This is a genomic window from Curtobacterium sp. MCSS17_015 (genome assembly GCF_003234265.2).
Lineage (GTDB): Bacteria > Actinomycetota > Actinomycetes > Actinomycetales > Microbacteriaceae > Curtobacterium.
Genome location: NZ_CP126256.1, coordinates 2,271,401 through 2,292,643 on the forward strand (window position 1 = coordinate 2,271,401; position 21,243 = coordinate 2,292,643).

The 21,243-nt window shown below is 72.0% G+C and carries 24 protein-coding genes; 5 read left to right on the plus strand and 19 right to left on the minus strand.

Going from position 1 to position 21,243, the window contains the following annotated elements:
* Positions 1-46 precede the first annotated feature (46 nt).
* Positions 47-1,123 carry a polyprenyl synthetase family protein gene (locus DEJ18_RS10680; RefSeq protein WP_111080630.1) on the minus strand — a complete coding sequence of 359 codons (1,077 nt, stop codon included), beginning with the start codon at positions 1,121-1,123 and terminating at the stop codon, positions 47-49.
* Between the two features lie 48 nt (positions 1,124-1,171).
* Positions 1,172-1,966, minus strand: coding sequence for a demethylmenaquinone methyltransferase (locus DEJ18_RS10685; protein WP_111080631.1), 795 nt, complete (start codon positions 1,964-1,966; stop codon positions 1,172-1,174).
* A gap of 118 nt (positions 1,967-2,084) precedes the next feature.
* Between DEJ18_RS10685 and DEJ18_RS10690 the strand changes: the two genes are divergently transcribed.
* Entirely contained in the window at positions 2,085-3,344 is a 1,260-nt protein-coding gene (locus DEJ18_RS10690; RefSeq protein ID WP_111211605.1) for an isochorismate synthase, read from the plus strand.
* A gap of 21 nt (positions 3,345-3,365) precedes the next feature.
* On the opposite strand, the gene menD is transcribed toward DEJ18_RS10690, so the two are convergent.
* Both menD and DEJ18_RS10700 read right to left on the minus strand, forming a co-directional pair.
* The gene (menD, locus tag DEJ18_RS10695) at positions 3,366-5,099 is read right to left on the minus strand and encodes a 2-succinyl-5-enolpyruvyl-6-hydroxy-3-cyclohexene-1-carboxylic-acid synthase (RefSeq protein ID WP_220034364.1); all 1,734 of its coding nucleotides are present in this window, start codon (positions 5,097-5,099) and stop codon (positions 3,366-3,368) included.
* 34 nt (positions 5,100-5,133) lie between these two features.
* Positions 5,134-5,505 carry a PLDc N-terminal domain-containing protein gene (locus DEJ18_RS10700; protein ID WP_111080634.1) on the minus strand — a complete coding sequence of 124 codons (372 nt, stop codon included), beginning with the start codon at positions 5,503-5,505 and terminating at the stop codon, positions 5,134-5,136.
* An 82-nt stretch (positions 5,506-5,587) separates the two neighbouring features.
* Here DEJ18_RS10700 and DEJ18_RS10705 point away from each other — a divergent pair, with 82 nt between their 5' ends.
* Positions 5,588-5,950 carry a DUF4229 domain-containing protein gene (locus DEJ18_RS10705; RefSeq protein WP_111080635.1) on the plus strand — a complete coding sequence of 121 codons (363 nt, stop codon included), beginning with the start codon at positions 5,588-5,590 and terminating at the stop codon, positions 5,948-5,950.
* A gap of 65 nt (positions 5,951-6,015) precedes the next feature.
* Here DEJ18_RS10705 and DEJ18_RS10710 read toward each other — a convergent pair whose 3' ends face one another.
* From DEJ18_RS10710 to DEJ18_RS10725, 4 genes are all read right to left on the minus strand, one after another.
* Complete coding sequence (locus DEJ18_RS10710; RefSeq protein WP_258371061.1) at positions 6,016-7,011, minus strand: 1,4-dihydroxy-2-naphthoate polyprenyltransferase; 996 nt, start codon at positions 7,009-7,011, stop codon at positions 6,016-6,018.
* 135 nt (positions 7,012-7,146) lie between these two features.
* Positions 7,147-8,295, minus strand: a complete 1,149-nt coding sequence (locus tag DEJ18_RS10715) for an AMP-binding protein (protein ID WP_111211606.1) — start codon at positions 8,293-8,295, stop codon at positions 7,147-7,149.
* On the minus strand, positions 8,295-9,224 hold the full coding sequence (locus DEJ18_RS10720) for a 1,4-dihydroxy-2-naphthoyl-CoA synthase (RefSeq protein ID WP_111080637.1): 930 nt from the start codon (positions 9,222-9,224) through the stop codon (positions 8,295-8,297). Before DEJ18_RS10720 ends, DEJ18_RS10715 begins: the two co-directional genes overlap by 1 nt.
* Before the next feature lie 37 nt (positions 9,225-9,261).
* On the minus strand, positions 9,262-9,636 hold the full coding sequence (locus DEJ18_RS10725) for a hypothetical protein (protein WP_111080638.1): 375 nt from the start codon (positions 9,634-9,636) through the stop codon (positions 9,262-9,264).
* A 333-nt stretch (positions 9,637-9,969) separates the two neighbouring features.
* Between DEJ18_RS10725 and DEJ18_RS10730 the strand changes: the two genes are divergently transcribed.
* Positions 9,970-10,938, plus strand: coding sequence for an o-succinylbenzoate synthase (locus DEJ18_RS10730; RefSeq protein ID WP_258377028.1), 969 nt, complete (start codon positions 9,970-9,972; stop codon positions 10,936-10,938).
* A gap of 81 nt (positions 10,939-11,019) precedes the next feature.
* Here DEJ18_RS10730 and ccsB read toward each other — a convergent pair whose 3' ends face one another.
* From ccsB to DEJ18_RS10760, 6 genes are all read right to left on the minus strand, one after another.
* Positions 11,020-12,012, minus strand: a complete 993-nt coding sequence (gene ccsB, locus DEJ18_RS10735) for a c-type cytochrome biogenesis protein CcsB (protein WP_258377026.1) — start codon at positions 12,010-12,012, stop codon at positions 11,020-11,022.
* Positions 12,009-13,760: a cytochrome c biogenesis protein ResB gene (resB, locus tag DEJ18_RS10740; RefSeq protein WP_111211608.1), complete on the minus strand. Its 1,752-nt coding sequence runs from the start codon at positions 13,758-13,760 to the stop codon at positions 12,009-12,011. Before resB ends, ccsB begins: the two co-directional genes overlap by 4 nt.
* Positions 13,744-14,490: a cytochrome c biogenesis CcdA family protein gene (locus DEJ18_RS10745; protein WP_111080640.1), complete on the minus strand. Its 747-nt coding sequence runs from the start codon at positions 14,488-14,490 to the stop codon at positions 13,744-13,746. Before DEJ18_RS10745 ends, resB begins: the two co-directional genes overlap by 17 nt.
* A 3-nt stretch (positions 14,491-14,493) precedes the next feature.
* On the minus strand, positions 14,494-15,120 hold the full coding sequence (locus DEJ18_RS10750) for a TlpA family protein disulfide reductase (RefSeq protein ID WP_111080641.1): 627 nt from the start codon (positions 15,118-15,120) through the stop codon (positions 14,494-14,496).
* Entirely contained in the window at positions 15,117-15,773 is a 657-nt protein-coding gene (locus tag DEJ18_RS10755) for a histidine phosphatase family protein (RefSeq protein ID WP_111211609.1), read from the minus strand. The genes DEJ18_RS10750 and DEJ18_RS10755 overlap by 4 nt, the downstream gene beginning before the upstream one ends.
* A gap of 68 nt (positions 15,774-15,841) precedes the next feature.
* Positions 15,842-17,332 carry a SulP family inorganic anion transporter gene (locus tag DEJ18_RS10760; protein ID WP_111211610.1) on the minus strand — a complete coding sequence of 497 codons (1,491 nt, stop codon included), beginning with the start codon at positions 17,330-17,332 and terminating at the stop codon, positions 15,842-15,844.
* Positions 17,333-17,407: 75 nt separating this feature from the next.
* On the opposite strand from DEJ18_RS10760, the gene DEJ18_RS10765 reads away from it, so the two are divergent.
* Together DEJ18_RS10765 and aspS are read left to right on the plus strand one after the other, a co-directional pair.
* On the plus strand, positions 17,408-17,809 hold the full coding sequence (locus DEJ18_RS10765; RefSeq protein ID WP_111080644.1) for a MerR family transcriptional regulator: 402 nt from the start codon (positions 17,408-17,410) through the stop codon (positions 17,807-17,809).
* A 261-nt stretch (positions 17,810-18,070) separates the two neighbouring features.
* Positions 18,071-19,411 carry an aspartate--tRNA(Asn) ligase gene (aspS, locus tag DEJ18_RS10770; protein WP_111211611.1) on the plus strand — a complete coding sequence of 447 codons (1,341 nt, stop codon included), beginning with the start codon at positions 18,071-18,073 and terminating at the stop codon, positions 19,409-19,411.
* A gap of 90 nt (positions 19,412-19,501) precedes the next feature.
* Here aspS and DEJ18_RS10775 read toward each other — a convergent pair whose 3' ends face one another.
* From DEJ18_RS10775 to DEJ18_RS10795, 5 genes are all read right to left on the minus strand, one after another.
* On the minus strand, positions 19,502-19,795 hold the full coding sequence (locus DEJ18_RS10775; protein ID WP_111080646.1) for a Dabb family protein: 294 nt from the start codon (positions 19,793-19,795) through the stop codon (positions 19,502-19,504).
* Complete coding sequence (locus DEJ18_RS10780; RefSeq protein WP_111080647.1) at positions 19,792-20,046, minus strand: glutaredoxin family protein; 255 nt, start codon at positions 20,044-20,046, stop codon at positions 19,792-19,794. Before DEJ18_RS10780 ends, DEJ18_RS10775 begins: the two co-directional genes overlap by 4 nt.
* A 91-nt stretch (positions 20,047-20,137) precedes the next feature.
* Positions 20,138-20,236 carry a 30S ribosomal protein bS22 gene (locus DEJ18_RS10785; RefSeq protein WP_003792170.1) on the minus strand — a complete coding sequence of 33 codons (99 nt, stop codon included), beginning with the start codon at positions 20,234-20,236 and terminating at the stop codon, positions 20,138-20,140.
* 157 nt (positions 20,237-20,393) lie between these two features.
* Positions 20,394-20,588, minus strand: a complete 195-nt coding sequence (locus tag DEJ18_RS10790; protein ID WP_111080648.1) for a helix-turn-helix domain-containing protein — start codon at positions 20,586-20,588, stop codon at positions 20,394-20,396.
* An 87-nt stretch (positions 20,589-20,675) separates the two neighbouring features.
* Complete coding sequence (locus DEJ18_RS10795) at positions 20,676-21,191, minus strand: ArsR/SmtB family transcription factor (RefSeq protein ID WP_111211612.1); 516 nt, start codon at positions 21,189-21,191, stop codon at positions 20,676-20,678.
* Between the last annotated feature and the right edge of the window lie 52 nt (positions 21,192-21,243).

Consider the following 21,243-nt stretch of genomic DNA (forward strand, 5'->3'; position numbering starts at 1 on the left):
CAGTTCGTTCAGGTCAGCGGCTGCGGTCGGGGACCGTCTCCGCAGGTCAGCGGCTGCGGTCGACGACCGTCTCCGCGAACCGGGTGAGGGCTCGTTTCACGGTGCCGTCCGGCAGGGGCGCCAGCGCGGCCACGGCTTCGTCGGCCCAGCTCGCGGCGAGGGCCCTGGTGGCGAGGGTGGCGTCGTGGTCGTGGAGCTCGGCGACGGCGCTCTGGTAGGCGTCCGAGTGCACGGCGTCGTCCGGGGCGTCGCGCACGTCCCGCTCGATGCGGGCGAGCAGCGCCGCGGCACCCTCGTCCGTCGTGGCGCGTCGGCGGAGCTGCAACAGCGGCAGCGTGTCGACGCCGGCGCGGAGGTCGTTGCCGGCGATCTTGCCGGTCTTGTCCTTCGCCGGGGCGAGGTCGATGACGTCGTCGACGAGCTGGAACGCCACGCCGACCTTCTCGCCGAACGTCCCGACGGCGTCGAGCAGCGCCCGGTCCGCTCCCGAGAACATCACGCCGGCGCGGGCGGCGGTGGCGATGAGGGAACCGGTCTTGTCGCTGAGGACCTGGATGTAGTGCTGGACGGGGTCGTCGTCGGGCTGCGGACCCGTCGTCTCGTGGAGCTGCCCCATGCACAGGCGCTGGAAGGTCTCGGCCTGCATCCGGATGCCCTCGGGTCCGAGGTCCGCCGTGATGAGCGAGGCGCGGGCGAACAGCAGGTCGCCGGTGAGGATGGCGATGTTGTTGCCGTAGGTGACGTGGGCCGCCGGGACGCCTCGGCGGACCGGAGCCTCGTCCATGACGTCGTCGTGGTACAGCGACGCCAGGTGGGTCATCTCCACGCTGACGGCGGCCTTCACCACGTGGTCGGTGACGCCGTCGCCGAGCTGCGCGATGAGGAGCGTCAGCGTCGGGCGGATCCGCTTGCCGCCGGCCGAGAGCAGGTAGCGACTCGTCGTGTCCGCCAGGGTGTCGGCGGAGCGCATGGCGTCCTCGAGCCCCTGTTCGACGTGCTCCAGGCCGTCGTCGACCGCGGCGATGAACCGGCGGTCGGCGGGCGTGGCGAACAACCGCTCGCCGATGCCCAGGGAGGCTCGGAGACTCGGCGCGCGTCGTGCGACCGGGACACTCGGGTTCAACTGCTGCTCCGTACTCGCAGGTGGCGGTGGGGACCTGGGCCCGGGGGCCTAGGCCTGGCCCTCGGGCTCGACGCGGGGCTGCTCACCCGTCGGCTGGTGGTCGCGGCGGGCCTTGGCACGGCGGGCGGCGGACTCGCGGACGCTGCCCGCGACCGGCTTGCGTCCACGGTGCAGCGCGACGATGCCGGCGGTCAGGTTGCGGTGGGCGACCATCGTGAAGCCGACCCCGCGGAGCCACTGGCTGAGGACCTGCTGGTCGGGCCACGCCTCGATCGACTCGGCCAGGTAGCGGTACGCGGCCGGGTTGCTGCTCGAGAGCTTCGCGATGCCCGGCAGGACGCGCCTGAGGTAGGTGTTGTAGCCGAAGCGGAGTGCGGCGAACGGCGGCGTCGAGAACTCGCAGATGACGAGTCGCCCGCCGGGCTTGAGGACCCGGAGCATCTCGGTGAGTGCCTGCATCGGGTCGTTGACGTTGCGCAGGCCGAACGAGATGGTCACCGCGTCGAAGGACTCGTCCTCGAACGGCAGGTGCTCTGCATCGCCCTCGACGAAGGTGATCTCGGGGTGGCGCTCACGACCGACCGCGATCATGCCCGACGACAGGTCGAGGGCGGTGACCTCGGCACCCTTCTTGGCGAGGGCCGCCGAGCTCGTGCCCGTCCCGGCGGCGAGGTCGAGCACGCGCTCACCCGGCTGCGGGTCGACGGCCTTGACCGTCGCGACGCGCCACAGCGGAGCGTTGCCGGCCGACAGGATGTCGTTGGTCAGGTCGTACTTCGCCGCGACGTCGTCGAACATGGCCGCCACTTCGTCCGGCCGCTTCTGCATGTCCGCTCTGCTCACCTGGTCATCCTAGAGCCCGCGACCCGGCGCTTCCCGGCAGCCGTGCAGGAGCGTGACAGCCCGGGCGCGTCCCGCTCTCGGCGGACACACGGTACGGCGCGACGCGTACCATCGGTCCGTGACCCGACCCGCCACAGCGGTGCGACCGCTCACGGTCTCGACCCGGATCCTCGACGACCCGGGCGCCGTGCTCCGCCACACGCTCGCCGAACACCCGCTGGCCTTCGTCCGGGGCGGCGACGGCATCGTCGGCATCGGCGAAGCACTGCGGTTCGAGTTCTCCGGGCCCGGACGGATGCGCGACGCCTCCGCCGTCTGGCGCGAGGTCGTCGCCGCCGCGGTCGTCGACGACCCGGTCCGGCTGCGGGGCAGCGGACTGGTGGCGTTCGGGTCCTTCGCGTTCGCGGACGACTCCGCCGCGACGAGCGTGCTCATCGTGCCGCGGGTCGTCGTCGGACGTCGTCGTGGCCGCGCGTGGATCACCGCGATCGACACGACCTCGTCTCCGGCGCTCCTGCCGTTCTCGAGCACGTCGGTGCCGGTCCCCCGCGTCGGGCCGCACGTCTCCGTGGCTCTCCGCCCGGGCGCGGTGGACGAGGACGCCTACGCCGCCTCGGTCGCCGCCGCCGTGACCGCCATCAGCGCCGGTCGGGCGCAGAAGGTGGTCCTGGCACGCGACCTGGTCGGCACCCTCCCGACCGGCGCCGACCGACGGGCGGTGCTGCTCGACCTCGCCGCCGCCTACCCGTCCTGCGTCACCTTCGCGGTCGACGGTCTCGTCGGTGCCACCCCGGAGACGCTCGCCCGCACCGAGGGCAGGACACTGACCGCCCGGGTGCTCGCCGGCAGCGCTGCCCGCGGTGCCGACGCCGAGAGCGACCGGGTCGCCGCGGAGACGCTCGCCGCCAGCACGAAGGACCTGCAGGAGCACGCCTTCGCGATCTCGAGCCTCGTCGCCTCGCTCCGGCCGATCGCCGCCGACCTCCGCGTCGACCCGGAACCGTTCCGCCTGCAGCTGCCGAACCTGTGGCACCTCGCCAGCGACGTCGAGGCCGTCCTGCCCGCGGGCGTGACCGCGCTCGACGTCGCCGACGCGCTCCACCCGACCGCCGCCGTCGCCGGCACACCGACCGAGGTCGCCGTCCGCCTGGTCGCCGAGCTCGAGGGCGTGGACCGCGGTCGGTACGCCGGTCCGGTCGGCTGGCTCGGCGCCTCCGGGGACGGCGAGTGGATGCTCGCGCTCCGGAGCGCGCAGATCGAGGACGACGGGACCGTCCGCGCGTGGGCGGGAGCGGGGATCGTCGCCGGGTCCGACCCCGAGCGCGAGGTCGCGGAGACGCGGCTGAAGTTCCGGCCGGTGACGGACGCGCTGGCCTGACCGGTCGGCGGGGCCGCGCGGTCAGTCGGCCAGCGGGACCTCGATGACCACCCGCTCGGCAGGGTCGGTGAGCACGCGCTCGAGGTCGCCCCACGTCTCGGCGCGCCGGTACTCCCACCCGAGCCCGGTCACCACGCGCTCGACGTCGACGTGCTGCGGCGTCGTCATCATGCGCCGCATGTCCTCGGGCGCGGTGGTGGCCGCGACCTCGAGCCCGCGGAAGATCGCACCCCCGCGGTCGTTCCCGACGACGACCTGCAGCCGCGGGCGGTGCTCTTCCGTGCCGGTCACCAGGCCGCCGAGGTCGTGCAGGAAGGTGAGGTCCCCCACGACGACCCGGGTCGTGCCCGCCGTGCCGGACTCGGCCTCGAGCGCGGTGGCGATGCCGAGGGCCGTCGAGATCGTGCCGTCGATGCCCGCCAGCCCACGGTTCGCGTGCACCCGGATCTTCTTGCCGGGCACGGTCATGTCCGCTTCGCGGATGATCTGCGAGGCGCCGAAGACCAGCCGGTCGTGTGGCCACGTCACGCCCCACACCGCCTCGGCGAGCATCGCCCGGTCCACCGGACGACGACGCAGCGCGACCTCGTCCCGGAGGAACCGGTTCCGTTCGGCGCGGTCCGCCGAGCGTTTGGCGTCGAGGTCGGGTCCGGCGTCGCCGCCACCCAGGAGTGCGCGGCTCGCCGCCACCCAGCGGCCCACCCAGGCGCGGTGCCCCGGGCCGGTCCGTCCCGTGACCCGGACGCCCGACACGACGCGCGTGGCCGCCGACGGCCGGGAGGCCCGTGCCGGGTCGTACGCGTCGGCTCCGGCTCCGCGGACCACGACGGTCTCGACGTCGGAACGTTGCAGGAGCGCCGGGACCTCGCGGCTGAGTGTCGGGTGCCCGAGGACGACGGCGCGCCGCACCCGGCCGCCGAACGACTCGTCGCGCAGGAGGTCGCGGTAGGCGGCCACGAGGTTGCGGCCGAAGCGTGCGCCGCTGGACACCTCGGCGAGCAGCGGCGCTCCGAGCTCCCAGGCGATCCGCTCGGCGTCCTCGCCGGCGTCGTGCCCCGCGATCACGACGGTGGCGGGTTCGTCGTCGGGGGCGAGGTCGGCCTCGGGCAGCGACGCCGTCGTCCGGCGCCGCGCGTACCCGTGGTCGACCTGGTCGTCGGGGACACCGTCGGCCCGCTCGAGCCCGGCGGAGAGCGGCTCGCGGAAGGCGAGGTCGAGCTGGACCGGACCGGGCTGCCCGGCGTGCCCGGCGGCCGCGGCCACGGCCTCGCGGACGAGCCCGCGGACGGTGGCACGCACCTCGTCGTCGACGCCGTGCGTGCTCGGCGCCTGCACGTCGCGGACGAAGCCGACCGCCGACCCGAACATGCCCGGTTGCACGGTGGTCTGGTTGCTGCCGATGCCGCGGAGTTCTGCAGGACGATCGGCGGAGACGACGATCATCGGCACGCCGGAGTGGTGCGCTTCGAGCACGGCGGGGTGCAGGTTCGCGACCGCGGTGCCCGACGTGGTCACGACCGCGGCCGGACGACCGGTCTCGACGGCCAGACCGAGGGCGAAGAACCCGGCGGTGCGTTCGTCGAGTCGCACGTGCACGCTGATGCCGCCGGCACGTTCGAGGGCCACCGCCGCGAGGGCCAGTGCCTGCGAGCGGGAACCGGGGCTGACGACGACGTCGGTCACGCCGGCGCGGGCGAGCTCCTGCAGGAACGCGAGTGCGAAGTCCGTCGCCGGGCTGCCGGACGCCTGCGCCACGCCGTTTGCGGACGGAGCGTCGGCCGACGCGCCGTCAGCGATCGGGGCGGCCGTCGTCGTCGCCGTCGTGGAACTGTTCTTCGAGGGATCGGAGGGTCGCGTCGTCCTGGTCCTTGTCGTCGCTCTGCAGCCCGGGCGGCGTCGTGCCCCCGAGGAAGTCCGGGTCGTCTTCAGGACCACGGTACCCGGCGCCTCCGCCACCGTTGCCGCGCTGTCCGCTCGCCGGCGTCCGGCCGAGCAGGAACCACAGCACGCCGCCGACGACCGGGAGCACGATGACGAGCAGCACCCAGATGCCCTTCCGCAGCGAACGCACGCGGGACCGGGGCATCGTCGCGCAGTCGATGAGCGCGTACACCGTGAACGCCACGGCGGCGACGACGATGACGAGCCACAGTCTGACCATCACCGGAGTCTAGGTCGGCAGCCTGGGACCGCCCTGGCGTCTCGCCGGGATGCGCCGAGCGGCGCGTCCGTAGACTTGCAGGGTGAAAGCGTGGCTCGTCTACACCCTCGCCCGGCTCGGCATCTTCGCGGCGGCACTCGTCCTGCTGCTCCTGGTCGGGCTGCCCTGGTACTGGGCGGCGATCGGCGCGGCCCTCATCGGCCTGCTCGTGTCCTACATCGCGCTGCCCGGACTGCGGAGCGCGGTGACGTCGTCGATCGCCGACCGACGTGCCCGGCCGGAGCGCGATGCGGACAGCGACTTCGAGGACGACTTCGTCGACGCGGCCGACTCGGACCCGGACCACGCGGGCCCGCACCGCACCGACCGTCCCCACGTCGCTCCGACCGTCGCCGAGCAGGACGACACGGACGCTCCGGTACAGAAGCGGCCGGACGCCGTCTGACGGTCCCGGCCCCGAACGCACGGGGCCGAGCACCCGGCCGAGCGGCCCCCCGGAGCGCTCCGGTGCTACGGCTGGACGGCGAGCGTGATCGCGAGGACCACGCCGAACGCCAGCGCCGAGAACGACGACAGCTGCAGCGCCGTGATGAGTTCGCGGGGCTTGCGCGACGAGACGCCGATGGCGAGTGCCGGCAGCGCGAGGAGCAGCGAGAAGTACGTGAACCCCGTGCGGAAGTACAGCAGCACGAACCAGACGAGCACCACGTAGGGCAGCATCAGGAAGAGCCCGAACAGCACCCGTGCCACCGGCCGGCCGACCACGACGGCCAGGGTGCGCTTGCCCGCAGCGGTGTCCTCGTCGATGTCGCGGATGTTGTTCACCATGAGGACCGCGCAGGCGAACAGACCCGCGGCGACCGCTGCAGCCCAGCCGCTCACGGTGACCTGACGGATGAGCACGAACTGTGTGCCGAGCACCGCGACGAGACCGAAGAAGACGAAGACGAAGACCTCGCCGAGCGCGTTGTACCCGTAGGGCTTCTTGCCACCGGTGTAGAACCACGCGGCGACGATGGCCGCCGCCCCCACGGCGAGCAACCACCAGAGCTGGGTGAGCACCACGATGACGAGGCCGGCGACGGCGGCGAGCCCGAAGAACGTCAGGGCGACCGTGAGGACCGTCCGTGGCCTCGCGAGCCCTGCGCCGGTGAGTCGAGCCGGACCGACGCGGAACTCGTCGGTGCCCCGGACGCCGTCGGAGTAGTCGTTGCTGTAGTTGACGCCGATCTGCAGGAACAGCGCGACGGCCAGGGCGAGCAACGCGATGGCGAGGTGCCCGTCGGCGGTCAGGAACGACCAGGAGTCCCCCGCTGCCCGGCTGTCGACGTACGCCACGCCGGTGCCGAGCACCACGGGGACGACGCCGAGCGTCAGGGTCCGCAGGCGCGCGCCGCCGATCCAGTCACGCGCGGTCGCGCGTCGAGCGCTGCGCTGCGGGGCGGCCGCCTTCGCCGGGTTGCCGGACCTGCCCTTGGGACGTGTCGTGTTCTTCGCTCCTGCCACGACCGCCCATCGTATCCGCGCGCGGTGCGCCCGACGGACCGACCGGCGGTCGCTGACCGTGCCCGGGTGGCGTGGTCGGCCGGGCCTCGGTCAGGCGCCGGTCCGGTCCGGGGTCGGCTCCGGTCGTCGACTCCGTCAGGTGCCGGAGTCGGTGTCGGCTCCGGCGAGCGTCCGGACCGCCCGCCGGTCGGGTTTGCCGGAGGGCAGCATCGGCATCCGGTCCACGACGAGCACCGCCGCCGGACGGGCCGCGCGGCCGAGGGCGTCACCGACGCGGGCCCGGACGACCTCGAGCGGCACGGACCGTTCGGTCACCACGACCGGTACCTCGCCCCACTCCCCCGACGCCCGCCGCGTCACCACCGCCCCGTCCTGCCCCGGGAGTTCGCGGACCACCCGCTCCACGGCGCCGAGCGGGACCTTCTCGCCGCCGGAGATCACCACGTCGTCCAGGCGCCCGGACACCCGGACACGACCGTCCACGACCGTCGCGGCGTCACCGGTCCGGTACCACCGGTGACCGGCACGTTCGGTGAAGACCGTGGCCGTGCGTTCGTCGTCCCCGAGGTACCCTTCGGCGAGCATCGGCCCGGTCAGCTGCAGCTCGCCGTCGACGACGTCGGCGCGCACGGTGCCGAACGGGACGCCGTCGTAGACGCAGCCCCCGCTCGTCTCGCTCGCGCCGTACGTGGTGACGACGCGGACGTCGGCGGCGCGTGCGCGTTCCGTCAACGCCACCGGGGTCGCCTGCCCGCCGACGAGCACCGCGTCGAAGCGTGCGAGCGCGGCGGCGGCCCGGGGGTCGTCCAGGACACGGGCGAGCTGCACCGGGACGAGCGAGGTGTACCGTCGCGGGGCTGCCGGTCCGACGACCAGCCGGTCGACCGCGTCCGCGAACGCCGCCGCGTCGAAGTGTCCGGGCGGGACGACGACGGGCGTGGTGCCCGCGGTGATCGACCGGGTCAGCACGTTGAGTCCGGCGATGTAGTGCGTCGGCAGCGCGAGGACCCACGCTCCCGGGCCGCCGAGGGCGGTGTCGGCTGCGGCGGCGCCGGCGAGCAACGCGTCGGACGACAGCGCCACGCGTTTGCCCGTGCCGGTGGACCCGCTCGTCTCGACGACCAGCGCCACCCGCTGCGGTACATCGGCCGGTGCCGGTGTCGGCAGCGTCGGACCCGCTACCGCGACGGGGAGCAGTGCGGGGCCGCCGGCGAGGGCAGCCTCCAGGCCGCGGAGCACGACCAGCGGGTCGGCCGCGCTCGTCGCGACCAGCGGGCGGGGCATCAGTAGTGCCAGGGGAAGGCGGTCCAGTCGGGCGAGCGCTTCTCGAGGAAGGAGTCGCGGCCCTCCACGGCCTCGTCGGTGCCGTAGGCGAGGCGGGTGGCCTCGCCGGCGAAGACCTGCTGGCCGACCATGCCGTCGTCGACCGCGTTGAAGGCGTACTTGAGCATCCGGATCGCCGTCGGGGACTTCCCCAGGATCGTCTCGCCCCACCGGATCGCCTCGCGCTCCAGGTCCTCGTGCGGCACGACCCTGTTGACCGCGCCCATCTCGTACGCGCGCTGGGCGGAGTACTCCTCGGCGAGGAAGAAGACCTCACGCGCCAGCTTCTGACCGATCTGCTTGGCGTAGTAGGCGCTGCCGTAGCCGCCGTCGAACGAGCCGACGTCGGCGTCGGTCTGCTTGAACCTGCCGTGCTCCGCGCTCGCGATGGTGAGGTCGCAGATCGCGTGCAGCGAGTGTCCGCCACCGGCCGCCCAGCCCGGCACGACGGCGATGACGACCTTCGGCATCATGCGGATGAGGCGCTGGACCTCGAGGATGTGCAGCCGACCCATCGAGGCCTGCGCGGCCGCGGGATCGACGCCCTCGGGCGGTGCGCCCTCGTCGCCGACGTACTGGTAGCCGCTGCGCCCGCGGATGCGCTGGTCACCGCCGGAGCAGAACGCCCACCCGCCGTCCTTCGGGCTCGGGCCGTTGCCGGTGAGCAGGACGACGCCGACCCGAGGGTCCTGACGGGCGTCGTCGAGGGCCCGGTACAGCTCGTCGACCGTCCGCGGGCGGAAGGCGTTGCGGACCTCGGGACGGTCGAAGGCGACCCGCACGATGCCTCCGGAGACGTGCTTGTGGTACGTGATGTCGGTGAACCGCTCGGCGATGGGAGCGGCGGTCCAGACGTCGGGGTCGAACAGGTCGGAGACGGCAGAGGGCATGCCCCGAACCTACCGCGGGCCCCGGTGACCGGGTCCGCTACTGCTCCATGCCGGCGAGCATCTCCGGCGCCACGATGACGACGAGCACGATGAGGATCACCGGGTTCGCGAAGAAGGCCATCACGACGCCGACGACCCCGTACCAGCGGCCGAACGACCCCACGGCCGAGATGAACCCGAGCACCGCGGCGACCAGGGTGAGGAACACGACGACGAAGCAGATGCCGAACGCGAAGGTCGTGTCGCCGCCCATGAAGACCGCGAACGCGCTCGCGTCGACCGCCGCCGCGACGACGGCGAGGCCGAGCGCGATCTTCCCGATGACCGGGTTCCTGCGGCGCTGCGTGGCGGTCGGACGACGGACGTCGACGGTGCCCTGGCGCATGAGCCGCGCGAACTCGTCGGTCGCCACCGAGCCTCCTCGTCGATCCACGTCGGCGTCCGTGCACGGAGCCGACCCGTCGACCGGTGGTCGACCGCAGCGATGCTAGTGCGCCGCCCTGGCGGTCCCCTCGGAACAGCCGAGAGCAGCCCGGGACCCTCCTGCGAGGATGGCCGGGTGCCCGATGTGACCCCGTCGCCCCGCCCGCGAACACCACGAGACCGTGCTGACCGTCCGGCAGGTCGTGCCGACGGGACGACGGGCCCTGCCGACGGGCGGTCGGATCGTGTCGGCTCGCTCGCGGGAGGTGTCGACCGGTCGCCCGGCAGTGACCGGTCGTCCGCCGCGGCGACCGTCCCCGACCTGCGCGACCTGCTCGCCACTGCCCGGGTCGTGGCGCTGCCGATGCGGGTCCGGTTCCGCGGCATCACCGTGCGTGAGGCGCTCCTGCTCCGTGGTCCCGAGGGTTGGACCGAGTTCTCCCCCTTCGTCGAGTACGACGACGCCGAAGCCGCCGCGTGGCTCCGTGCCGCCGTCGACTTCGGGTGGACACGGCAGGCACCCGCCGCGGACGCCGTCCCCGTGAACGCCACCGTCCCCGCGGTCCCCGCAGCGGACGTCCCCGACCTGCTCCGGCGCTACCCGGGCTGCACCACGGCGAAGGTCAAGGTCGCCGAACCCGGCACGAGCATCGAGGACGACGTCGCCCGGGTCGCCGCCGTCCGTCGGGCGATGGGCGAGGACGCCGCCGTGCGCGTCGACGCGAACGGTCTGTGGTCGCTCGACCAGGCGACCGAGGCCCTGGGACGCCTCGCCCGGTACCGGTTGCAGTACGCGGAGCAACCGGTGGCCTCCGTGCCGGACCTCGCCACCCTGCGGAGCCGCGTGGCCGGCCTCGGGATCCCCATCGCGGCCGACGAGAGCGTCCGGAAGGCCTCGGACCCCCTCGCCGTCGCCCGTGCCGGAGCGGCCGACGTGCTCGTCGTCAAGGCGCAGCCGCTCGGCGGCGTCACCGCTGCACGAGCCGTCATCGCGGAGGCCGGGTTGCCCTGCGTCGTCTCGAGTGCGCTCGACACCTCGGTCGGGCTCGGCATGGGCGCGTTCCTCGCCGCGGCAGCGATGGCACCGGCCTACGCGGCCGGGTTGGGCACCGGTGCGATGTTCACGGGCGACGTCACCGCCGAGCCGCTCCTGCCCGTGGCCGGAGGGATCGCGGTCCGGCGGGTCGAGCCGGACCCGGCGCTGCTCGAGCGCTGGGCGGCGTCCCCGGAACGCACGGCGTGGTGGCGAGCGCGGTTGGCGCGGGTGCACGCGCTGCTCGCGGCGGGGTAGGCCCACCACGCGACGGACGGGAGGCCCGACACCGGCTGGTGTCGGGCCTCCCGTCCGTCAGGCGGTCGCGTCAGCGACTGCTCACAGCCCGGAGTAGCTGTGCAGTCCCTTGAAGAAGACGTTGACCACCGAGAAGTTGAACATGACGGCCGCGAAGCCGATGAGCGCGAGCCACGACGACCGCGCACCGCGCCACCCGCGGGTGGCACGAGCGTGGATGTACCCGGCGTAGAGGACCCAGATGATGAAGGTCCAGACCTCCTTCGTGTCCCACCCCCAGTACCGACCCCACGCACGCTCGGCCCAGATCGCACCGGCGATGAGCGTGAAGGTCCAGAGCACGAAACCGACCAGGATGACCCGGTAGCTGAGGACCTCGAGCCGGTCGGCGTCCGGCAGGGTCGCCATGAACCGCAGCCTGCGCGACGCCGGTCGGCCGAGGCGGTACGTCTGGACGAGCTGCGTGACCGCGAGCCCGGCGCCGAGCGCGAAGAAGCCGGTGCCGGCGATCGCGACGAAGACGTGGATGACCAGCCAGTACGACTGCAGCGCCGGCTGCAACGGGACGACGGGGACGTAGTAGTTCACCGTCGCGATGCCGAGCAGGATGATCGTCAGCCCGGTGATGAAGACCCCGAGGAACTTGAGGTCCTGCCAGAACTGCACGAGCAGGAACACCAGGATGATGAGCCCCGTGCCCGTCAGGGAGAACTCGAACATGTTGCCCCACGGCACGCGGTCGGCCGCGATCCCACGGAGCACGATCGCGCCGACGTGGACGACGAGCGCGAGCACGGTCATCGCCATGCCGACCCGTTCGAACCGGGATCCGCGCTGGCCGCCGCCGCCGGAGCGCTTCTGCTCGACACGCTCGAGGACCACGGTGCCGCCCTGGACGGTCGCGACGGTGGCCGCCGTGCCGTGGTCCGGCGAGGCCGCGGAGCCCGCCGTCGAGCCGGCGCCGCCGGCACGCTTGGCCATGTCGAGCGCGAACGAGATGAACGCGATGACGTAGACCGCCATCGCGGAGTACGTCAGGACCACCGAGTAGGTGGCGAGGGTGGTCGTGTTCACTGGGCGATCCTAACTCCGAGGTCCGACATGTGCCGCTGGGCGATGTCCGCGACCGCCCGCTCCAGGTTCGGGTCCTCGCCGCGGGCCAGACCCGCGTACTCGAGGTCGAACTCGCCGTGCTCGGAACCGGTCCGGCGCACCGCCTTGACCCACACGCGACGGCGGGGGACGAACAGCGAGGTGAGCAGCCCGAGCACCGACAGGATGGCGAACGCGGCGACCCAGAGCTGCGACGGGTCACGGTGCACGTCGAGGGAGACGTACCGCTTCACGCCGTCGAAGGTGATCGACCCGGCACCGTCCGGCAGCTGTTTGGTCTCCCCCGGCTTCATCGAGATGCTCGGGGTGTCGGACTGGCGTCCGGCGATCTGCGTCAGGCCCTTCGTGGAGAGCTGGTACACGCTCTGCGGCACCCCGTCGTCGAGACCGAGGTCGCCCGTGTAGACCTGCAGCGACAGCATCGGGTTCTCGGTGTCCGGGTACGCCGACGCGAAGGCTCCGGTGCTCTGCTTCACCGCGGTCGGGTAGAAGAACCCGATCATGCCGAGCTGCTCGGGCGAGGCGTCCGGGACCTTGACGACGCCGGTGGAGGTGTAGTTCGCGTCCTCCGGCAGGAACGGCACGACGTCCTGGAACGCCACGTTCCCCTCGCCGTCGCGCACGGTCACCTGCATGGCGTAGCCGTTGCCGAGCAGGTACACGTTCGTCCCACCGATCGCGAGCGGCTCGTTGACACCGAGACGGCTCGTCGTCGTCCCGCCGTCCTTGGTCCGTGCCGTCACGGTCGCCGAGTAGTCGGTCGCCTGCCCGAGCGCGTCGAGGTTCGTCTCCTCGTACTCCGTCTCGAAGTCGTCGAGCGTCAGGTTGTAGCCCTGCAGGTCCGACTGCGAGAACCACCGGCCGGGGTTGAACGAGTCGTAGGACCCGAGGACGTTCGTGAAGGTCTGCCCCTCGACGAGCAGCCGCTGCCCGGTGTAGCTGAACCCGCCGCCCAGGCCGACGGCCAGGAGCACGCCGACGAGCGCCGCGTGGAACACCAGGTTGCCGGTCTCGCGCAGGTACCCGCGCTCCGCGCTCACGGAGTCGCCGAACCGCTCGACGCGGTAGCCGGACTTCCTGAGCTGCGCCATGGCGCTCGTGACCGCTCGGTCGACGGACGGGAGGCCCGTCGTGGCGTCCGCCCCACCGTTCGCGGTCGCGGTCGGGGTCGGGGTGACCGTCTCCGTCGTCACGGCGACCGTCCGGAACCCGGCCAGTCGCCCGAGCCGTGCCGGGGTCTTCGGGGGCCGGGTCCGGAGGGCCTGCCAGTGGTGACGGGTCCGCGGGACGATGCAGCCGATCAACGACACGAAGAGCAGCAGGTAGATGGCCGAGAACCACACCGAGGTGTAGGTGTCGAACACCTGCAGCTTGTCGAGCACCGGGAAGAGCGTCGGGTGGTCGTTCTCGTACTGCACGACGCCGTTCGGGTCCGCCTGCCGCTGCGGCACGAGGGAACCCGGGATCGCCGCGAGGGCGAGCAGCATGAGCAGGAAGAGCGCCGTCCGCATGCTCGTCAGCTGGCGCCAGGCGAAGCGGAGGTACCCGACGACGCCGAGCTTCGGCTGCGCGATGCCCTCGTCCCGCGGGCTCGGCGTGACGGGGGTCCCGTCGACGTGGTCGGACGGTCGCTGCGGGTCCGACGACCGATCGGCCCCGGTGGCGGCATCGTCCGTCAGGTCGTCCTGGTTGTCAGACCGCGGGGACAAAGCTCTGGATCACCGCCCCGACGTTCGACATGACGGCCGACCAGATGCCGGTGACCATGAGCAGACCGATGACGATCAGGATCGCTCCTCCGATGATGTTGACGGTGCGCATGTGCCGCTTGACGATGCCGATCGCACCCGAGGCCCACCCGGCGCCCAGCGCGACGAGCAGGAACGGGACGCCGAGGCCGATGCAGTACGCGATGCCGAGCACGACGCCCTGCCAGGCGCTGCCCGACTGGAAGCTGATGAGGTTGATGGCCGCGAGGGTCGGCCCGATGCAGGGCGTCCACCCGAGGGCGAACACGATGCCGAGCAGCGGGGCGCCGAGCAGACCGGTGCGCGGCGTGAAGTCGGCCTTGACGGTCCGCTGCAGGAACGTGAACCGACCGATGAAGACGAGCCCCATCGCGATGACGACGATCCCCATGAGCTGCACGATGAGGTCACGCCAGCGCACGAGCCAGAACCCGACGGCCCCCGCTGCGGCCGACCCGAGGACGAAGACGACCGTGAAGCCGAGCACGAACAGGAGCACGCCGAGGAGCACGCGCCCGCGGGAGCGCCGCGAGCCGTCGGCGATGCCGCCCACGTACCCGAGGTAGCCCGGCACGAGGGGCAGCACGCACGGTGACAGGAACGAGACGAGCCCGGCGAGCGCCGCCACCGGCAGCCCGACGAGGAGCTGTCCGCTGAAGATCGCGTCGGCGAAGGGATTGCCGCTGGTCACCGCTCAGGACGCCTTGCCGGTCAGTTCGTCGCCGACGAGTGTGTCCAGGATGCCCGGCCCGTCGACCGCGCCGAGCACCCGCGCTGCGACCCGGCCCTGCTTGTCGAGGACGATCGTCGTCGGCACGGCGTTCGGCGCGATCTCACCCGAGAGCGCGAGCTGCATCGTGCCGGTGTTCGCGTCGAGGACGGTCGGGTAGTCGACGCCGAACTTCCGCTCGAAGGCCTTCGCGGTGCCGGCCTCGTCACGGACGTTGACCCCGATGAACTGCACGTCGTCGTCGGCGAAGCGGTCGTGGACGGTGTTGAGGTGTTCGGCCTCGGCGCGGCACGGCGGGCACCCCGCGTACCAGAAGTTGATCACGACGACGTCGCCGCGCAGGGCCTCGGCGGAGAGCTCGTCGCCCTCCGTCGACTCGGCGGTGAAGTCGATGGGGTCGGTCCGCTCGTCGACGGCGACCTCGGTCACCGCCCCGGTGCCGGAGATGTAGTTCTGCGTGCTGCCGTTGCCGTACTGCCGCGACAGGGAGTCGTTGCTCGAGGAGCACCCGACGAGCACGAGTGCCGTCACGATCGCGATCGCTGCGGCGCCCGTGGTCCGGGCCCGGGTCGTGCGGGTGGTGCGCGTCACACTGCTCCTTCGTCGATGGCGGACGCACGGAGCTCGGCCGCCGGGTCCGCGTACCCGACCTCGGTGAACCGCCCGGCCGAGCGGTCGGGCGTCCGCACGAGGGTGGTGATGCTCGAGAGGTCGCACCGGCGTTTCCGGGGGTCGTGCCAGAGCGGCTCCCCCGCGAGCCGGCGGTGCACCATCCAGATCGGCAGCTGGTGACTGACGAGGACGACGTCGCCCTCGTCGACGCTCTCCCACGCCGTGCTGACGGCGGCGAGCATGCGGTTGGCGATCGACTCGTACGCCTCGCCCCAGCTCGGACGCCACGGGTTCGCGATCCACGGCCACTCGCTCGGACGCCGGACCGAGCGCTTGGTGAAGCCGGGCGGTTGCCCCTCGTAGCGGTTCGTGGGTTCGATGAGGCGCTCGTCGATCCGGACGTCGAGTCCGTAGGCCGCGGCCCAGGGCGCGGCCGACTCCTGCGTGCGCTGCAACGGGGACGCCACGATCGCCCGGACGTCGATGCCGGCGTCCTTCCAGGCGGTCGCGGAGGCCTGTGCCATCCGGGTGCCGAGCTCGCTCAGACCGAAGCCCGGGAGCCGCCCGTAGAGGACACGGTCGGGGTTGTGGACCTCGCCGTGCCGCACGAGGTGGATCTTGGTCGCGGGCATGGGTTCCAGTGTAGGTCGGTCCCGCTCGCCCACCCGCCCCACAGCGGATCCACGGACTTCGGGAGCGCTCAGCCGAGGTGGCCGGACAGCCGACCGTGCAGGGCGGTCGAACCGGTGTTCAGGTTCACGACCTCCACCGTGGACCCGTGCTTCGCGAAGCGCTGCTCGACCCCGTCGAGTGCCGCGACCGTGCTCGCGTCGAACACGTGCGCCTCGGACATGTCGACGATGACGCGCTCGGGGTCCTCGGCGTAGGAGAACCGGTTGACGAGGTCGTTCGAGGACGCGAAGAACAGCGCCCCGCGCACCCGGTAGCGGACGGTCCGCTCGTCGACCGGTTCCCGCACGACCTCGACGACGTGGGCGACCCGGCGGGCGAAGACCAGCGCGGCGACGACGACCCCGACGAGCACCCCGGTGGCCAGGTTGTCCGTCGCGACGACGACCAGCACGGTGATGACCATGACGGCCGTCTCCCCGAGGGGCATCCGGCGGAGGGTGCGCGGCCGGACGCTGTGCCAGTCGAAGGTCGCCACGCAGACCATGAGCATCACCGCGGTGAGGGCCGCCATCGGGATCTGGGCCACCACGTCGTGCAGGACGATCGTCAGGACGAGGACCGCCGCGCCGGCCACGAAGGTCGACACCCGGGTGCGGGCACCGGCCGTCTTCACGTTGATGACCGTCTGTCCGATCATCGCGCACCCGCCGGTGCCGCCGAAGAAGCCCGAGGCGATGTTCGCCACGCCCTGACCCCACGACTCGCGCCAGGCGCTGGACCGGGTCTCGGTGACGGCGTCGACGAGCTGTGCGGTCAGCAGCGTCTCGATGAGCCCGACGATCGCGACGCCGAACGCGTACGGCGCGATGAGCTGGAGGGTGTCGAGGGTCAGGGGGACGGTGATCCCGTTGAAGCCCGGCAACGCGGTGGGGAGGGACCCCTCGTCACCGACCGTGGGGACGGCGACCCCGAACACCATGGTGATCGCCGTCACCACGACCACGGCGATGAGCGGCGCGGGGACGGCCTTCGTGAGGAAGGGGACCCCGACGATGAGCGCGACGCCGAGTGCGGTGAGGGGCCAGACGACGAGCGGCACGTCGTTCCCGAGCAGGTTCGGGAGCTGCGCGGTGAAGATGAGGATCGCCAGGGCGTTGACGAACGCCACGTTGACGCTGCGTGGGATGAAGCGCATCAGGCGTGCGACGCCGAGGAACCCGAGCACGAGCTGGAACAGGCCGCCGAGCACGATCGCGGGGACGAGGTAGGCGACCCCGTGGTCCCGCACGAGCGGTGCGATCACGAGCGCGACCGATCCGGCAGCGGCGGAGATCATCGCCGGTCGGCCGCCGACCACCGAGATGACCATCGCGAAGACGACGCTCGAGAAGAGCCCGACCGCGGGGTCCACCCCGGCGACCACCGAGAACGAGATCGCTTCGGGGATGAGGGCGAGCGCCGTGACGACGCCGGCCAGGAGCTCCCTCGTGAGGAGGCGCGGGGACCGCAGTGCGGCGAGGACGCTCGGTGTGACGGGAGCGGTGGTGGCGGTCGACATCGCGGCAACCCTACCGTCATGTGAGGGTGTCGACCGTCCAGCCGCTGCCCCTCGCCCTCTGCCACGATGTCGGACATGACCGGTCCCGACGTCCCCGCCACCATGCACATCGGGGAGCTCGCCGAACGGACCGGGATGTCGCTGCGGTCGATCCGGCACTACGACGAGGTCGGGCTGCTCGTGCCGAGCGGCCGCACCGCCGGCGGGTTCCGGGTCTACACGGCCGGCGACCTCGAGCGCCTGCTCGTCATCCGCCGGATGAAACCACTCGGGTTCACACTCGACGAGATGGCGGGGCTCCTCCGCGTCGTCGACGGTCTGACGGCCGGCGACCCGGACGAGGCCGCCGACCTGGCGGCCCGCCTCGACGCGTTCCTCGAGGACGCCAGGGCGCGCCACGCGAAGCTGCTGGAGCGCGCGGCGATGGCCGAGGAGTTCATCGGCACGCTGGGGACCCTGCGCGCCTCGTTGCCGTGACCGGGCCGGCGTTCGCCGCCTGATCGGGTGACCAGGCCGCAGTCCCATCCCGGACCCTCCGTCGCGGGTACCGCCGCGTTCGTCCTGCGACCTGGCCACGACGTCGACGCTACGGCGGCCCCGAGCCCGGGCAAGGGCCTCCCGGCAGAGCTGTGGAGAACCGGATGACCGCGCATCGTTGTGGAGGGGAAGTGGCCTCCCCGGGGCCCGGTCCGCCTCGGGCGCCTCCGATGGCACGCCCGGCCGGTAGACTCGACGACCGTGATCGAACGCACCCGCATCGCCGACCTCGCAAGCCTCCCCGACGGCCCCGTCTCCGTGGCCGGATGGGTCGAGACCGTCCGTGATCAGAAGAAGGTGCAGTTCGTCGTCCTCCGCGACGAGAGCGGCGCCGTCCAGCTCGTCAACCCGGCCACGCGCGAAGCGGCCGAGGGTGACGACGCCTCTGCCACGGCACTCGCCACCACGGAGTCGATCTCCGGCCTCGCGCACGGCACCTTCGTCCACGTGCAGGGCACGCTGAAGCACGACGAGCGCGTCAAGCTCGGCGGGCTCGAGGTCAAGGTCGGCACGCTGACCGTGGTCAGTGCCGCCATCCCGGAGACGCCCATCGCCGACGACTCCTCGCTCGACAAGCGTCTGGACTGGCGCTTCCTCGACCTGCGCAACCGCAAGCAGAACCTGATCTTCCGCATCCAGACCACGCTCGAGCACGCGTTCCGCACCTACTGGGTCGAGCGTGACTACATCGAGATCCACACCCCGAAGCTGATGGCGTCGGCGTCCGAGTCGCGCGCCGAGCTCTTCCAGCTCGAGTACTTCGAGACGACCGCCTACCTGGCGCAGTCACCGCAGAACTTCAAGCAGATGGCGCAGCCCGCGGGCTTCGGTGCCGTGTTCGAGATCGCCGACGCCTTCCGCGCCGACCCGTCGTTCACCTCCCGCCACGCGACCGAGTTCACGAGCGTCGACGCCGAGTTCTCGTGGATCGAGTCCCACGAGGACGTCATGGCGATGCACGAAGAGGTCCTCGTCGCCGGCATCACCGCCGTCAAGGAGAAGTACGGCAAGGACATCGAGGAGGTCTTCGGCTTCGAGCTGCAGATCCCGACGACGCCGTTCCCCCGCGTCACGCTGGCCGACGCCCGGAAGATCGTCGCCGACAGCGGCTACGAGGTCGTCCGCGCCGACGGCGACCTCGACCCCGAGGGCGAGCGCCGGGTCTCCGCCTGGGCCAAGGAGCACCACGGGTCCGAGTTCGTCTTCGTCACCGACTACGACGCCTCGATCCGGCCGTACTACCACATGCGTCACGCCGACGACCCGACCCTCACGAACAGCTACGACCTGCTGTTCAACGGCGCGGAGATCTCGACCGGTGCCCAGCGTGAGCACCGGGTCGACGTCCTCACCGCCCAGGCGGAGGAGAAGGGCCTCGACGCCGCCGAGCTCGGCTGGTACCTCGACTTCTTCCGCTACGGGGTCCCGCCGCACGGTGGGTTCGGGATGGGCCTGGCGCGCGTGCTGATGCTCATGCTCGGCGAGCCGTCGATCCGCGAGGTCACGTACCTCTTCCGCGGGCCGACGCGCCTCACCCCGTAGTCGCCGGGCGGCAGCGCGAACACGAGGACCGGCTCCACCACGGACACCCGTGGTGGAGCCGGTCCTCGTCGTACCGGGCTCTCGCCGCGGTCAGTCCTGCCAGTCGATGGCCGCGCGGGCGGTGACGAGCCCACGGATCTCGGCCGCGGCCGCCTGGTGCTCCGGGTGCACCTGGTACTCGTCGAGCCCGGCGAGGTCGTCGAAGTCGGCCACGACCGCGACGTCCTGGTTCTTCCCCGGGTAGGCGACGTTCTCGACGACCCGCAGGGAGCGGATCGACGGGACCACCCCGACCAGTCCGGTCAGCAGCTCGCGGATCCGGACGACCGCGGCGTCGTGGTCGAGGTCCTCGCGGAGCGTCCACGAGACGACGTGGCGGATCACGCTCGGGCCTCGGCCTGCTCGAGCGCCCGGGCGAGTCGTTCGGCATCGACGTGCCAGTTGCTGTGCACACGACCGTCGACGAGCACGACGGGGATGTCCTCCGCGTACTCCAGGCGCAGGTCGTCGTCGTCGAGGATGGACCGCTCCTCGAGGGTGACTCCCGGCCGTGCGGCGACGACACGTTCGACGACGGGACGAGCGTCGTCGCAGAGGTGGCATCCGGGCTTGGTGAGGAGCGTCACGGCTGTCATGACCTCAGGCTACCCGCGCCACTCCGGGGGTCCGTGGGCCGGAAACGCAGAAGCCCCGGCGAACCGGGGCTTCTGCTGCGGGTCTCTCGACCTACTTCTTGTTGCGACGCTGGTGGCGCGTCTTGCGAAGGAGCTTGCGGTGCTTCTTCTTCGCCATGCGCTTGCGACGCTTCTTGATGACAGAACCCATGTGGACCTCGCTCGGACTGATGCTGATGTACGGACACCGGGCCGATGAAGCCGCGGAAAATCAACCTGCCCGAGTCTACCGGCTGGCTGCTGCGATGTCGAACGGCGCCGGGACGGACGATGGACGCCCGGGACGGGAACGGCTGAGCCGGGTCGGTTCAGCCGACGTCGGCGATGCCACCGCGGAGGACCTCCGCGACCGCCGACTCCGGCACGCGGAAGGACCGGCCGAATCGGATGGCGGGGAGTTCCCCGGCGTGGACCATGCGGTAGACCGTCATCTTGGAGACGCGCATCATCTCGGCGACCTCCGCGACGGTGAGGAAGCGCACGTCGTCGAAACTGCCGGTCATGGTCCGCCTTCGGGTGGCTTGCTTGTTGTGACCTGTGTGGTCACTGGACACTGTAGAGGCGCGTGAGGCCCGGTGTCCAGCAGCTGCTCAGTCGTCCTCGGGGCGCTTCGTGAAGCGGCGCAGACTGCGGTCGACGACCCGCTCCCAGCCCTGCTGCGCCCCGGTGATCGCGACGGTGGCGCGGTGCGACGCCTCGGCCATGACGCGACCGAGTTCGGTGCCGACCTCGACCGTCGCCTTGCCCGCCGTGCCGCTCCTCCGCACGGACACCGGCTGACCGTCCGGCGTCCACGACGTGGTGGCCGGGGTGCCGTCGGCGTCCACGGCGTTCGTGAACGGGACCACCCACTCCTCGATGCCGAGCAGCGGCTCGGGGTCGAGCCGGTAGTAGCGGTGCTGGCCTTCTTCGCGACTGGTGACGAGGCCGATGTCGCGGAGCACGCGGAGGTGCTTCGACACGGTCGGCTGACTCACGCCGAGCCGCAGCACGAGCTGCCCGACGCTCAGTTCCCCGCCGGTGGCGTCGGCCCCGTACGCGGTGAGGAGCTCGCCCAGCAGTGCACGCCGCGTCGGGTCCGCGACGACGCTGAAGATGTCGGCCATCCAGCAAGGCTATCCGCCGCCGTGCGGATGTACCATGACGAACCGTCCCGCC

What these genes read in the sequence shown, in the direction of transcription:
- DEJ18_RS10760 (WP_111211610.1), bottom strand. Translation starts at nt 17,332, where the DNA reads ATGTCGACCGCCACCACCGCTCCCGTCACACCGAGCGTCCTCGCCGCA.
- DEJ18_RS10780 (WP_111080647.1), bottom strand. Translation starts at nt 20,046, where the DNA reads ATGACAGCCGTGACGCTCCTCACCAAGCCCGGATGCCACCTCTGCGAC.
- DEJ18_RS10785 (WP_003792170.1), bottom strand. Translation starts at nt 20,236, where the DNA reads ATGGGTTCTGTCATCAAGAAGCGTCGCAAGCGCATGGCGAAGAAGAAG.
- DEJ18_RS10790 (WP_111080648.1), bottom strand. Translation starts at nt 20,588, where the DNA reads ATGACCGGCAGTTTCGACGACGTGCGCTTCCTCACCGTCGCGGAGGTC.
- DEJ18_RS10700 (WP_111080634.1), bottom strand. Translation starts at nt 5,505, where the DNA reads ATGGTCAGACTGTGGCTCGTCATCGTCGTCGCCGCCGTGGCGTTCACG.
- DEJ18_RS10720 (WP_111080637.1), bottom strand. Translation starts at nt 9,224, where the DNA reads ATGCCCTCTGCCGTCTCCGACCTGTTCGACCCCGACGTCTGGACCGCC.
- DEJ18_RS10765 (WP_111080644.1), top strand. Translation starts at nt 17,408, where the DNA reads ATGACCGGTCCCGACGTCCCCGCCACCATGCACATCGGGGAGCTCGCC.
- DEJ18_RS10795 (WP_111211612.1), bottom strand. Translation starts at nt 21,191, where the DNA reads ATGGCCGACATCTTCAGCGTCGTCGCGGACCCGACGCGGCGTGCACTG.
- DEJ18_RS10755 (WP_111211609.1), bottom strand. Translation starts at nt 15,773, where the DNA reads ATGCCCGCGACCAAGATCCACCTCGTGCGGCACGGCGAGGTCCACAAC.
- DEJ18_RS10715 (WP_111211606.1), bottom strand. Translation starts at nt 8,295, where the DNA reads ATGCCCCGCCCGCTGGTCGCGACGAGCGCGGCCGACCCGCTGGTCGTG.